Genomic DNA, 13,067 nt, shown 5'->3' on the forward strand with positions numbered 1-13,067 from the left:
CCCGCCTCCTGCCGCGTCCTATTCTCCAGCGACTCTGTACTGCTTCTTCAGTTCCACGGCCGGTGCGAAACCCGGTTTCGCCGCCAGCGTCTTCTGAAGATAATCATATGCCTGCGCATACTCCCCCAGATCGTGATGGGCGAGTGCGAGGTTGTGGTAGTAGCGATACTGCAAACCGGGCGCAGGCAGCGGCGCGCTTTCCAGCAGATTGACGGCCGCACGCGGCGCTCCGGAATTGATGTACACCGCAGAGCAGGTCACGGCCGTCTCCGGATGATCCGGCACCAGTGCCAGTGCGCGCCTGCAATCATCCACAGCTGACTCTACATCACCGGCGCTGCGATACAGCAGGGCCCGGTTCGTCAGGCTTGCGGCCTTCGTTTTGGTTCTGCGGCCGGCATCCCAAATCGCTGCGGTGCAGACAGCGATGCCAGAAGCGGTGTGACGCCCGGCATGGGCGGCGGCCTCTGCACAGCGCTCCGAGACGGGGGCTTCGCCCTCGATCGTACGGACATAGGTGCCCGCGGGGCTGGCCATGGCTGGCAGGACCAACAAGGCCAGAAGGCCGCCCAGCAGAGCCGGCCGGCGTGCGCGGGAAGCGCAGGCAATTGAAGTTGTCATGAGAAATTCTCCTCGCTGTATCCAAAGATGCCGCGAAGTTAGGGGTTTGCCTTTCCGGCCGGAATTGGCGATAATGACAATGTCTGGTCGTTTTTCGCCAATTCCGGAGGCCCTCTTGCCCTATAACGGATCTGCCCTGCCCCATCGTGTTGTCACCATTGCCTATGACCGGCTCTGGCCGCTCGAATTCGGCATTGCGGCCGAGATCTTCGGCTGGGAACGGCCGGATCTGGGCGTGGACTGGTACGATTTCCGCGTTGCGGCGCCTTCCGGGACAAACCGGGCCATGGGCGGTTTCTCGATCTCGGCGGAGCACGGGCTGGAGATCACCGAAGACGCAGATACGATCATCATTCCCGGCTGGCGCGACGTGGAAGACACGCCGCCGGACGACCTGCTGGATGCGCTGACGGCGGCGCATGCCCGCGGGGCCCGCCTCGTCTCCTACTGCACCGGTGCCTTCGTCCTGGCCCATGCGGGCCTGCTCGACGGACGCCAGGCCACGACCCACTGGACTTACCTGACCCGCATGAAGCAGCAATTTCCGGAGATCGATCTGGTTGAGGACGTGCTCTATGTCGATGCGGGCAGCATCATTACGTCCGCCGGCAGCAGCGCCGCCATCGATGCCAGCCTGCACGTCATCCGGCAGGATTTCGGGTCCGGCGTTGCCAACAAGGTCGCCCGCAGCCTCGTGGCCCCGCCGCACCGCGATGGCGGGCAGTCCCAATATGTCGAGGCCCCGGTGCAGGAGCGGCCCGGCAAGTCCATCGCCGGCGTGCTGGACATGGCCCGGGAACAACTTGACCGTCCCCTGACAATCACCTGCCTCGCCGATCTTGCCGGCATGAGCGAACGGACCTTCCTGCGCCGGTTCCGGGAAGGCACCGGAACCACGCCCTTGAAATGGTTGCGCCGCGAACGGGTGTTCCGGGCCATGAACCTGCTGGAAACGACCCGGCTCGACACGGCCGACATTGCCCTCCAGTCCGGCTTCGCCTCGGTCGAGACGTTCCGCACGGCCTTCCGCGAAATCGCCGGCACGTCTCCGCTGGCCTATCGCAAACGGTTCGAGGCGGTGGAAAGCTGAACGGAACTCTGCTTACAGATGATATAGCTGAAGGGAAAATCCGGGCCTGCAGACGCGTATCGCTCGCCTTCCGCAAAAAACATGTGGCCCGCGGCATTCCTGCACGCGGGCCACAATCTGTTTGTTCAACGCATCCACACCCCGCAGGATGTAAGACGGCGCCGGAAGATGGTCGTCAGCTGCCTCAGGCGGCTGGTTTGATTTCGACCAGCTCGATGGCGAAGGTCAGGTCCTGACCGGCCAGCGGGTGGTTTGCGTCCAGCGTCACTGTGGTTTCGTTTGCATCGACGACGACGACCGGGATGGCCTGGCCGTTCTGGGCCTGCATCTGGAGGCGCGTGCCGACTTCGGTCGGGATCTCGGCCGGAATCTCAGTGCGCTGCACTTGCTGGCGCATGTCCGGATTGACCGGGCCGTAAGCCTGGTCGCACGGCACGTTGACGGTTTTCTTGTCGCCAACTGCCATGCCCGGCATCGCGGAATCGAGGCCCGGGATGATCTGTCCGGAGCCGACCTGGAAGGCCAGCGGATCACGTCCTTCGGAACTGTCGAAGGTCGTGCCGTCGTTCAGCGTCCCTGTATAGTGAATGCTGACGGTGTCGCCGTTTTTGACCTGCGTCATGATAAATCCAATCTTTTCGGTGGGGTGTGGGTCATCAAAGGCCGCGTCGCTCTCGCGGGTGCTTTGGGGGTCTCACCCTCCAACCTAAAAGTTCAGGCCCGGATGTAAACCCGCGCAGCCGCCTGCTTACAGCGGCTTTCGCATATGAATCACGGTATTCCGCTCCCCATTCGCGCCGGTGTGGTGCTCGGTGAAGAAGGCTTCGTACCCGCGGGCTTCGTAAAGCGGGCGGCCAGGCACGGTGGAGCCGAGTTCGATCACCCCGAATCCCGCCTCGCGCGCCGCGCCCTCGCCCAGCTCCAGCAGCATCGTGCCGAGGCCCTGACGGATCCAGTCCGGATGGGTGTACATGGCGCGGATACGGGCCGCGTCTTTCGCCGGGTCGGACAGGCTGTCATCCCGGCCGAGAGAGTGATCGCCGCCATACAGCGTGCGCCGCTTGCCCCAGCCGCCACAGGCGACCATCACGGTCTCGCCGTCCTCGTCGGTCTCGATCACGAAATAGGTCCGGTCCGAGATCAGGCTGTTGTCGACCCCCATCGTCTCCTGCGCGGCCTTGATTTCCGCTTCGGTGAGAAAGGCCCGCATGTTTACGGCGATGGATGCGCGCATCAGGTCGATGATTGCAGGAACATCGTCTTCCGTCGCAATCCGTGAGCGGAATCGGTTTGGGTCGGCCATCTGAAACTCTGGAATTGTCTGTCTCGTCTTATCCGATCGACACTTTGTTCCCGAGATCAAGATAAAGTATCAGCGCCACGGACGCGATCAGCACAAAGCCTGATAAAAGGGCATTCAGCAGGACAGCCCGGTTGGCATTCTTCTGCTCGATCCATGACCGCGGCCGGATACGGCGCAGCCGGAAAACGATCAGCGCCGACAGGATCAGCGCCGCCACGTTCAGCGCCAGCAGCAGGCAGGCCCGCAGCGCCAGGGTCCATTCGCCTGCGCCGGCAAACAGTCCGACCGCCGCGCCGGGCGGCAGCAGCGCCGCCGCAACCATCACGCCGACAAGCGCCGAAGACTGACTGCTGGTGAGGGACAGCGCCGCTGCCCCGCCCGCCGCCATGGCGAGCGCAAGCCCATCCAGCCGCACCTCGGCCCGCGTCATCAGTTCGCGGCTCTCCAGATTGATCGGCAAGACGAAAGCCAATGCGAGCGAAAGCGCGAGGGCGACGCCGATGCCAGCGGCCAGCGTCAACGTCGACTGCTTCAACAGGCCGTCGTCTCCCAGCGCCGCGCCCATGGAAAAGCCCAGAACCGGGCCAAGCAGCGGCGCAATCACCATCGCGCCGATCACCGCCGCAACCCCATCCGAATTCAGGCCAATCGTGGCCACGATGGTCGACAGGATCACCATCACGATGAAATTGCGATCCAGCCGGGCGCCGGTTTTGACGTCGGAATAGATCTCCTCCCGCGTCGCCTGTTGTGATTTTGCCTGCTTGCCTTCCGTCGCTTCTTCCAGCTTGGGCGCGGTCGCTTCGATCGGCAGGATGCTGATGCGCCAGCCATTGCTGCCTTCCAGCGCCGACTGGACATTATCCATCAGAACCTGTTCCACCCCTTCACGGATGAACACGGATATCAGCCTGCGGTCCTTCTGCTCGGTATCGAGGATGTAATAATCCACCGGCTCAGACGCCTTCACGGCGCTCAGCACATTATCGAAACGGTCGCCCGCCTTCAGATGGATGTCGAGCCGTCTCATCGTTTCAGCCGGGCCAGCAGGCTGGACGTATCCCAGCGATTGCCGCCCATGGCCTGAACATCGGCGTAATACTGGTCGACCAGCGCGGTCACCGGCAGGGTCGCGCCATTGTCACGCGCCGCTTCCAGCGTGATGCGGAGATCCTTGCGCATCCAGTCGACGGCAAAACCGTGCGTGTAATGATCATCCACCATTGTCTTCCAGCGGTTTTCCATCTGCCAGCTCTGTGCCGCGCCGCCGCTGATCGCCTCGATCACGGCGGCTGTGTCCAGGCCGGCCTTCTCGGCAAAGTGCAGGCCTTCGGCGAGGCCCTGCACGATTCCCGCGATGCAGATCTGGTTGACGGACTTGGCCAGCTGGCCGGACCCGGCACAGCCGATATGGGTCATCCGCTTGCCATAGGCCGCCATGATGGGCTGTGCCTGTTCGAAGGTCGGGTCGTCGCCGCCGCACATGATGGTCAGGGCGCCCTTGAGTGCGCCGGCTTCCCCGCCGGAGATCGGCGCGTCCAGGAAGTGTGCGCCCTTCGCCTTGCAGCGGGCATAGAGGTCGCGGGCGAGATCAGCCGAGGCGGTGGTGTGATCCACCACGACCATACCCGCGGCCACATTCGGCTCCAGCGCGGCAAAGACTTCGGCGACATCCGGATCGTCTCCCAGGCAGAGCAGGACATATTCGGCGCCGAAGACCGACGAGGCCGGATCTTTCGCCACCTCGCCCTTGTGCTGAGATGCCCAGTTCTCTGCCTTCGAGCGGGTGCGGTTCCAGACCACGACCTCATGCCCCTTGGCGGCCAGATGGCCCGCCATGTGAAACCCCATCACCCCGAGGCCAAGAAATGCCGTTCGTGCCATGTCGATTCTCCAATTCTGCCCGTACCAGATAGATCGAATTTCATCTAAATCCCACCGTCTCGCGTGACCTGACCTTCACCAAGGCCTGTTAGAAAGAGCAGACCACTCAGAAGGAGAGGGTTCGAGCGAGCAGATGGCTTATGCCAGTTACTCTTCACAAGGCGCGGGCAGAATGCCCGTTGCGCCCGCCCGAAAGGCAGGCACCTGGAAGATGGCTTATGCCGACTTCCTGACGGCGCTCATGGCGTTTTTCCTTCTCATGTGGCTGGTCAGCGGCGTCTCCGCCGACGACCGGGCCGAGATTGCCGACTATTTCCACAACCGCACCCCCGATGCCGCCACCGCCGTGGCCGTCACATCCGGCGCCTCGGCAGCCGACCGCGTGTTCAGCGCGCTCAGCGAGAACCCGGCCCTTGTTGCCGCCGGATCCAGCGTCGTGCTGGCGAAAGAGGCAGATGGCATCCGCATCGACCTTGTCGACACGGCCGAGCGCCCGCTGTTCAACCGCGCCGACGGCCGCTTCACCGACACCGGCCGGGCCCTGGCGCACGAAACCGCAACGGCCCTTGCCGGGACGGAGGGGACCCTTGTCCTTGAAGGCCATACCGACGCCTTCCCCAGCCTTTCCCCCGGTTATTCCAACTGGGAGTTGTCTTCCGACCGTGCGAACGAGGCGCGGCGCGTGTTCGAAGCCGCCGGGATCGCCTCGGAGCGTATCCGCGGCGTGGCCGGTCTGGCCGATACGCGCCCCCTGGTCGCAGCACAGCCCCACTTGCCCGTTAACCGGCGGGTCAGCATACTGGTACAAGTAGAGGGTTAACGCCCTCCGGTTTCCGGGGGCTACACCAGAAAGTCCCGGAGCTCCGATGCTCGCAGCATTCCTGTCAGATTGGCCTATGTGGGCGAGCCTCGGCGTCGTCTGTGCCGCCATTTGTTTCTACATGATCGACCGCTGGTCGATGGAACTGGTCTCGGTCTGCGTCATCGCCGCACTGCTGGTCCTGTTCACCCTGCCGGGCGCGCATGGCGAGGACGGCACCCCGATCAGTGCGCAGGACCTGCTCTCCGGATTCGGCAATCCGGCCCTGATCACCATCATGGCCCTGCTGGTCATCGGACAGGGCCTGTTCCAGACGGGCGCGCTCGAAGGCCCGACCAAGGCGCTGTTGTCCGGCTACGACCGGCGGCCGCGGATCACCCTGCTGCTCGCCTTTCTCGCCGTGTTCGCGATCAGTGCCTTCGTCAACAATACGCCAATCGTGATCATGTTCCTGCCGGTGATGAGTGCCATCGCGCACCGGATGAAATCCTCGGCATCGAAGCTGATGATGCCGCTGAGCTTCATTTCGATCTTCGCCGGGATGACCACGCTGATCGGGACATCGACCAACCTGCTGGCCGCCGAAGCCTTCGACCGGCTCGAAGGCCGCCAGCTCGGCTTCTTCGAACAGTCGCCGATGGGCCTGCTCCTGGCCGGGGCCGGCATGATCTACCTGCTCGTCTTCTCGCGCTTCCTGTTGCCCGTCCGCGAGGGCCTGACAGAAGACATCGCGCCGACCTCGTCGAAGCAGTTCCTGACCCAGATCGAAGTCACGCACGGTCATTTCCTGGAAGGCAAGAAGCCCATCGCCGGCATGTTCACCGACCTGCCCGACATGACTGTGCGCATGATCCAGCGCGGCGAACGCGCCTTCCTGCCGCCCTATGAAGACATCAAGCTGCGCCCCGGCGATCTTGTGATCGTCGCCGCCACGCGGGCGGCCCTGCAGAACGTCCTCGCCCGCCAGCCGGACTTCCTCCAGCAAGTCTGGCAGTCTGCAGGCGGAGATCTGGACGACAGCGGCAAGCCGCGCCGCCTGTCCCTGACAGAAGCTGTCATCGCGCCCGGCTCGCGCATGGTGGGCCGCACGGTGGAAATGCTGGGCTTCCGCCGCCTCACCCGCGCCGTGACGCTGGGCATCCAGCGCCGCAGCCGCATGATTCGCACCAAGCTCGGCGAGATTCGCCTCGAATCCGGCGACACGCTCCTGCTGTGCGGCCCGCCTGACGCGTTCCTGGAAATGCGCCAGAGCCGCGACCTGATCCTGCTGGAATGGTCGCAGACCGAAATCCCGCTGACCACCAAGGCGCTGGCGGCCCGCATCATCTCTCTCGTCATGGTTGGCGCAGCGGCTTCCGGCGTGCTGTCGATCCTGCACGCTTCGGTGCTGGCGGCCGTGGCCATGCTTGTCACGGGCTGTCTCAATTACCGTCAGGCCAGCCGGTCCCTGGACCTGCGGATTTTCCTCGTCATCGGCGCCGCGCTGGCCATGGGCATGGCGCTGGAGAAGACCGGCGCAGCCTCCGCCATCGCCCATACTGTGGTCAATGTCGCCTCGCCCTATGGCACGCTGGCTGTCCTGTCGGCCCTGTTCCTGGCCGTGGCCATCCTCACCAACCTGCTTTCGAACGCCGCAACGGCCATTCTGTTCTCGCCGATTGCCCTGTCAGCGGCCCACGAGATGAACCTGAGCGACCCGCTGCCCTTCCTGCTGGCGGTCATATACGGTTCCAATTGTAGTTTCGCGACGCCGATCGCCTATCAGACGAACATGCTGGTCATGGGCCCCGGCCATTACCGTTTCGGGGACTTTGTCCGCTTCGGCGGACCGCTCGTTTTTGTGCTTTGGTGCGTGTTTACAGTCTTCGCCTCTTGGCGGTTCGATCTGTAAGTGTAGTGTCAGACACATGAAATTTACGGACTCGAAGATCCTGCCCCCCGGTCTGGAGCGTTCGTTGCGTTTTTACGTAACGAATCCGAGCCCTTGCCCGTACCTGCCAGGCAGGCGCGAGCGCAAAGCTTTCACGAATCTCTCGATCACCGAATCGGATCTCGTCCACAACCTGCTCAGCCAGTCGGGATTCCGGCGCAGCCAGACCATTGCCTACCGGCCGGCCTGCCCGCGCTGCAATGCCTGCCGCAGCGTGCGCGTGCCGACGCGGGATTTCATCCCGTCCCGCAATGACCGGCGGGCCATGCAGCGCAATGGCAGCCTCGTGCGCCACCAGGTCGAGGCTGAACCGACGCGGGAACAATACGCCCTGCTGAAGGCCTATCTGAATACGCGCCACGAAGGCGGCGGTATGTCGGACATGTCCTATCGCGACTATTCGGCCATGGTCGGCGAAAGCCCGGTGAAAAGCCTGATCTTCGAATACCGCGACGGGCCGGAAGAAGACGCGCCGCTGGTCGCCTGCTCGATCACCGATGTGCTGCATGACGGCTTCTCGATGGTCTACACATTCTTCGACCCGGATCTGGAGAGCCGCGGGCTCGGCCACTTCATGATCCTTGACCATATCCGGCATGCGCAGGACCTTGGCCTGCCGCACGTCTATCTGGGCTATTGGGTCAAGGGCAGCCCGAAAATGGATTACAAGCGCCGTTACAAACCGCTTGAGGTGCTCGACGGAGACCGGTGGAGACTGCTCCGCGACGACGAATAGGTCCGTAAAGAGACCGGGTCCGGGGCACCTTGGCGGGTAATGGGGAAGGAAACGCATGATCAACAGACGCAACCTCGTTGGCGCGGGTGTGCTCGGCCTTGGCGGCGCAGCCGCCGCCTTTGCCAATCCCAGCACCACACCGCTGGCCGGCACCCCGGCGATCACCCGCAACCGGCGCAAGCTGAACATGGTCACGACCTGGCCGAAAGGTCTGCCGGGCCTCGGTGAAGCGGCCGAGCGCGTCGCCCGCCGCATCATGGCCGAGACCGATGGCGTGATCGAGGTGAAGGTCTTCGCGGCCGGCGAACTGGTCCCGGCCTTTGAGTGTTTCGACGCCGTCGCGAACGGCTCGGCCGACATGTATCATGGCGCCGAATATTACTGGACGGCCAAATCCTCCGCCTACCCGTTCTTCACCGCCGTGCCGTTTGGCATGACGGCGCAGGAGATCATGGGCTGGATCGATTTCGGCGGCGGGCAGGAACTCTGGGATGAGTTGTCCGGCCAGTTCGGCGTGAAGGCCTTCCAGGCGGCCAATTCCGGCCACCAGATGGGCGGCTGGTTCCGCAAGGAGATCAACAGCCTCGACGATCTTGTCGGGCTCAAGATGCGTATTCCGGGACAGGGCGGCGATGTGCTGCGCGCGCTTGGCGGCTCGTCCATCGCCATTCCGGGCGGAGAGATCTACCAGTCGCTGCAGACCGGCTCGATCGACGCGACCGAATGGGTCGGCCCGTGGAACGACTATTATCTCGGCTTCTACCGGGAGGCGCCCTACTATTACGGCCCCGGCTTCCACGAGCCGGGCTCCAGCCTTGCCTGCGGCATCAACCGCCGTGTCTGGGACAGCTTCTCCCCCGGCGAACAGGCCGTCGTCAAAGCGGCGTGTGAAAGCGTGAACCACACCTCGCTCGGCGAATTCACCTATCAGAACTCGGTCCACCTCGACATGCTGGTCAACGAGCACGGCGTGCAGCTGCGCAGTTTCCCGCCGGAAGTCGTCACCGCCATGGCGGAAGCGGCATGGGATGTGCGGGCCGCCTCTGGCAAGGACGGCATCGAGAAGCGCATCTATGACAGTTTCGAAAAATCGCTGAAGCTGATGCGCGGCTGGTCCACCATTTCGGACGGCGCCTATTACGCCGCCCGCGACGCGAACAAATAGCCGGTCAGCCCGTCATGGATCCGGCCTTCTTCCTTCACCTCGGCACAATCCTGAAATGGGTGGGCATCGCCCTGCTGCCGGTCTTCCTGTTGCCGCTGATCACGCTGGTTGTGCCCGGCCTCGTGGAAGCGCTGGCCAAACGCGTCAGCGCGATCATCGACGCGATCAGCAGCATCGCCCTCGGCGGCGCGATTGCCAGCGCCTTGCTGCTGGTCCTCTTCCAGCTGTCCGTGGTCGTGCTGAGATACACCTATGGCATCAGCTTCACCTGGCTGAATGAGCTGGTGATCTATGCGTTCGCGGCGATGTTCATGCTGGGCGCGGCGGCGACGCTGCGTGATGACGGCCATGTCCGGGTCGATATCCTGCGCCCGCGCTTCGGCGCCGATGGCCGCAACTGGATCGAACTGGCGGGGATCTATTTCTTCCTCTTCCCGATCTGTATCCGCCTCCTGACGACCGGTGAGCAAGGCCTCGCCCGCGCCTGGTCGCTGTTCGAAGGCTCCAGCGAGTCCGACGGCCTGCCCTTCCTCTACCTGTTCAAGACGCTGGTGCCGGCCTTTGCCGTGCTGATGCTGGCCCAGGGCGTGTCGGAAGCGCTGAAGGCGGCCCTGCGCCTGACCGGCAAGCTGGAGAATGAAGTTCCTGCCACCTCCGAGACGGAGAGCGCTCATGGAGCTTGAGATCATCCTCGCCCTGCTCATGTTCGCCAGCGCCATCGGTGCGCTGCTGATGGGCTATCCCGTGGCGCTGACCCTTGGCGGCACCGCGCTGATCTATGCCCTGATCGGCATCGGCCTCGGCGTGTTCCCGGAACCGATGCTGCGCTCCCTGCCCAGCCGGATCCAGGGCGGCTCGATCATGCAGAACACGACGCTGATTGCCGTGCCCCTGTTCGTGCTGATGGGCGTGGTGCTCGAACGCTCGCACGTGGCCGAAGACCTGCTGCACATCGCCAGCCGGATGCTGGGCAAGCTGAATGGCGGGCTTGGCTATGCTGTCGTCCTGGTCGGCGCGCTGCTGGCGGCCTCTACCGGCATTGTCGGCGCGACCGTGATCACCATGTCGCTGATCGCCCTGCCGTCGATGCTGAAGCAGGGCTATGACCCGCGCCTTGCCAGCGGCACGATCGCTGCGTCCGGCACGCTCGGCCAGATCATCCCGCCCTCCATCGTGCTGATCCTGCTGGCGGATGCCGTGTCCAACGCGGCCAGCCAGGCCAGCCTGTCGGGCGGCGGCAAGTCGCTCGTCGTCTCCGTGGGAGACCTGTTCGCAGGCGCGCTGATCCCCGGCCTCCTGCTGGTTGGGCTCTACCTCGCCTGGATCGCCTTCAACGCCGTGACCAAGCCCAATCGCTGCCCGGCCGTGACCGTGGACGACGACACCGCCCCGCTGACCTTCAAGGAAGTCGCCTTCGGGTTCGGGGCGCCGCTGGCCCTCATCTTCGCCGTGCTGGGCGCCATCCTCGGCGGCATTGCCCCGCCCACCGAAGCCGCCGCCATCGGCGCGGCCGGGGCCATCCTTCTGGCCGGCCTGCGTCTCTCCCGCGAGACCAGCAGCCGCCTGACGCCGGTCATCATGGCCGGCCTGATCAGCCTGATCCTCGTCCTTGTCGTGCGCAACACGATGGATTTGCGTCTCGGTGTGGAAGACATGAGCGCGGCCAACACGGCGGGGGTGGTCGTCACCCTGCTCGCCACGCTGATCTTCTTCGCCGCCATCGGCGCGGGCCTGCTGGTGCTGCGCCGGATGCGCCAGCTGATGCCGGCGCTGAAATCGGCCACGCATATCACATCAATGGTCTTCCTCATCCTGATCGGCGCCTCGCTGTTCAGTCTCGTCTTCCGCGGTTTCGGCGGCGACGACATCGTGAAGGACGTGCTGCACGCCATGCCGGGCGGGCGCTGGGGCGCGCTGCTGATGACCATGATCGTCATGTTTGTGCTGGGCTTCTTCCTCGACTTCATCGAGATCGTGTTCGTGGTCGTGCCGCTGGTCGCCCCGCCGCTGATCCTGCTCGGCTTCGACCCGGTCTGGCTGGCCATCCTGATGGCGCTGAACCTGCAGACCAGCTTCCTGACCCCGCCCTTCGGCTTCGCCCTGTTCTACCTGCGCGGCGCCGCCCCGCCCGAAGTCACCACGATGCAGATATGGCGCGGGGCCATCCCGTTCATCATGCTGCAGCTGATCATGATCGCGCTGGTCGCCACCCTGCCGGGCCTTGCCACCTGGCTCCCCTCCCTCGTCGCCAAGTAAACCACCAAGAAGTATTTCTCCCATGGGACAAGACATCGATCCGTTCCGCGCGATCACGATTTCCAAACGCGCGCATGAACTGAAGGAAGAAGGCCGCAGCATCCTGCATATGGAGTTCGGCCAGCCCTCCACACCGGCGCCGAAAGCCGCCATCGCCCGCAGCCACGAAGTGCTGGACACAGACCCGATGGGCTATTGGGAAAGCCAGCCCCTGAAGGCGCGCATCTGCCAGCACTACAAGGACATGTACGGCGTGGACCTGACGCCCGGGCGCCTGGCCATCACGAACGGTGCCTCGCCTGCCCTCGTGCTGGCGCTGGCCACGGCCTTCTCGCCGGGCGACCGCATCGCCTTTGCCCGGCCGGGCTATGTCGCCTATCGCAACACGGTCCGCGCCCTGAACTTTGAAGGCGTGGAAATCGCCTGCGGGGAAGACACGCGCTACCAGTTGTCCGCCGCCGCCCTCGACGCGCTGGACCCGGCGCCGCAGGGCGTCATCATCGCCAGCCCCGCGAACCCGACCGGCACGATCATCCCGGCCTCGGAACTTGCCGCCATCGCCGATGTTGCCAAGGCCAAGGGCATCCGCATCATTTCAGACGAGATCTATCACGGGCTGAGTTTCGGCCCGGAGATCCACTCCATGCTGGAATATGCGCCGGACGCCTTCATCGTGAACTCCTTCTCGAAATACTTTTCCATGGCGCCGTGGCGGCTTGGCTGGCTGGTCTCTCCGCCGGACATGGCCCGCCGCACCGGCGCCTATATCGGCAACCTGTTCCTCACCGCCCCCTCGCTGTCCCAGCATGCCGGGCTTGCGGCCATGGATGCGCGCGAGGAACTGGACGGCCATGTCGAGGTCTACCGCCGCAACCGCGAACTCATGCTGGAAGCGCTGCCAAAGCTCGGCCTCGAAAAGATCGCCCCGCCGGATGGCGCCTTCTATGTCTATGCCGATGTTTCGCGCTACACAGACGACAGCCTCGCCTTCTGCCTGAAGCTGCTGGAAGAGACGGGCGTCGCCACTGCGCCGGGCGTCGACTTCGACCCCGTCGACGGCAAGCACTTCATGCGCTTCTCCTTCGCGCTCTCCACGCCGCAAATCGAGGAAGCGATCGACCGGCTGGTTCCGTGGTTCAGCAAACTATAGTCCGGCTTAGTCCGGTATAGTCATGGCTTGTCATGCATGGTCATGGCTTCGACGGTTTTTGTTCTGTGGACGTCATCCCCAAGCCGCTGCGCGGACGAGGATGACGCAAGCA

Annotated in this window: 13 protein-coding genes; 8 read left to right on the forward strand and 5 right to left on the reverse strand. The window is 64.1% G+C overall.

Translation table 11 applies throughout. The annotated features are described in order from the left end of the window. Positions 1-18: 18 nt before the first annotated feature. Positions 19-621: a tetratricopeptide repeat protein gene (locus HAD_RS15145; RefSeq protein ID WP_035573204.1), complete on the reverse strand. Its 603-nt coding sequence runs from the start codon at positions 619-621 to the stop codon at positions 19-21. Between the two features lie 79 nt (positions 622-700). On the opposite strand from HAD_RS15145, the gene ftrA reads away from it, so the two are divergent. After that, positions 701-1,711, forward strand: a complete 1,011-nt coding sequence (gene ftrA, locus HAD_RS15150) for a transcriptional regulator FtrA (protein ID WP_084332026.1) — start codon at positions 701-703, stop codon at positions 1,709-1,711. 184 nt (positions 1,712-1,895) lie between these two features. Here the strand turns inward: ftrA and HAD_RS15155 are convergent, their stop codons facing one another. The 4 genes from HAD_RS15155 to HAD_RS15170 all read right to left on the reverse strand — a co-directional run bounded on the left by HAD_RS15155 (position 1,896) and on the right by HAD_RS15170 (position 4,898). Then, the gene (locus HAD_RS15155) at positions 1,896-2,333 is read right to left on the reverse strand and encodes an FKBP-type peptidyl-prolyl cis-trans isomerase (RefSeq protein ID WP_035573205.1); all 438 of its coding nucleotides are present in this window, start codon (positions 2,331-2,333) and stop codon (positions 1,896-1,898) included. 126 nt (positions 2,334-2,459) lie between these two features. Beyond that, positions 2,460-3,014, reverse strand: a complete 555-nt coding sequence (locus HAD_RS15160) for a GNAT family N-acetyltransferase (RefSeq protein ID WP_035573207.1) — start codon at positions 3,012-3,014, stop codon at positions 2,460-2,462. Positions 3,015-3,042: 28 nt separating this feature from the next. Then, on the reverse strand, positions 3,043-4,044 hold the full coding sequence (locus HAD_RS15165) for a TIGR00341 family protein (protein ID WP_035573209.1): 1,002 nt from the start codon (positions 4,042-4,044) through the stop codon (positions 3,043-3,045). Then, positions 4,041-4,898: an NAD(P)-dependent oxidoreductase gene (locus HAD_RS15170; RefSeq protein ID WP_035573210.1), complete on the reverse strand. Its 858-nt coding sequence runs from the start codon at positions 4,896-4,898 to the stop codon at positions 4,041-4,043. Before HAD_RS15170 ends, HAD_RS15165 begins: the two co-directional genes overlap by 4 nt. 172 nt (positions 4,899-5,070) lie before the next feature. On the opposite strand from HAD_RS15170, the gene HAD_RS15175 reads away from it, so the two are divergent. The 7 genes from HAD_RS15175 to HAD_RS15205 are packed head-to-tail and all read left to right on the forward strand — an operon-like array spanning position 5,071 to position 12,955. After that, positions 5,071-5,718: a flagellar motor protein MotB gene (locus HAD_RS15175; RefSeq protein ID WP_035573212.1), complete on the forward strand. Its 648-nt coding sequence runs from the start codon at positions 5,071-5,073 to the stop codon at positions 5,716-5,718. Between the two features lie 46 nt (positions 5,719-5,764). Beyond that, entirely contained in the window at positions 5,765-7,609 is a 1,845-nt protein-coding gene (locus tag HAD_RS15180; protein WP_035573214.1) for an SLC13 family permease, read from the forward strand. Positions 7,610-7,625: 16 nt separating this feature from the next. Further along, positions 7,626-8,384 carry an arginyltransferase gene (locus tag HAD_RS15185; RefSeq protein WP_051596361.1) on the forward strand — a complete coding sequence of 253 codons (759 nt, stop codon included), beginning with the start codon at positions 7,626-7,628 and terminating at the stop codon, positions 8,382-8,384. Positions 8,385-8,439: 55 nt separating this feature from the next. Beyond that, positions 8,440-9,549, forward strand: a complete 1,110-nt coding sequence (locus HAD_RS15190; RefSeq protein ID WP_035573216.1) for a TRAP transporter substrate-binding protein — start codon at positions 8,440-8,442, stop codon at positions 9,547-9,549. A gap of 14 nt (positions 9,550-9,563) precedes the next feature. Continuing rightward, complete coding sequence (locus HAD_RS15195; RefSeq protein WP_035573218.1) at positions 9,564-10,232, forward strand: TRAP transporter small permease subunit; 669 nt, start codon at positions 9,564-9,566, stop codon at positions 10,230-10,232. Further along, the gene (locus HAD_RS15200; RefSeq protein ID WP_035573219.1) at positions 10,222-11,805 is read left to right on the forward strand and encodes a TRAP transporter large permease; all 1,584 of its coding nucleotides are present in this window, start codon (positions 10,222-10,224) and stop codon (positions 11,803-11,805) included. Before HAD_RS15195 ends, HAD_RS15200 begins: the two co-directional genes overlap by 11 nt. Before the next feature lie 22 nt (positions 11,806-11,827). After that, positions 11,828-12,955 (forward strand): pyridoxal phosphate-dependent aminotransferase, encoded by a 1,128-nt coding sequence (locus HAD_RS15205; protein WP_035573220.1) that lies wholly within the window; start codon positions 11,828-11,830, stop codon positions 12,953-12,955. The last annotated feature ends 112 nt before the right edge of the window (positions 12,956-13,067 follow it).

The sequence above is a fragment of the Hyphomonas adhaerens MHS-3 genome (assembly GCF_000685235.1).
Taxonomy (GTDB): Bacteria; Pseudomonadota; Alphaproteobacteria; order Caulobacterales; family Hyphomonadaceae; genus Hyphomonas; species Hyphomonas adhaerens.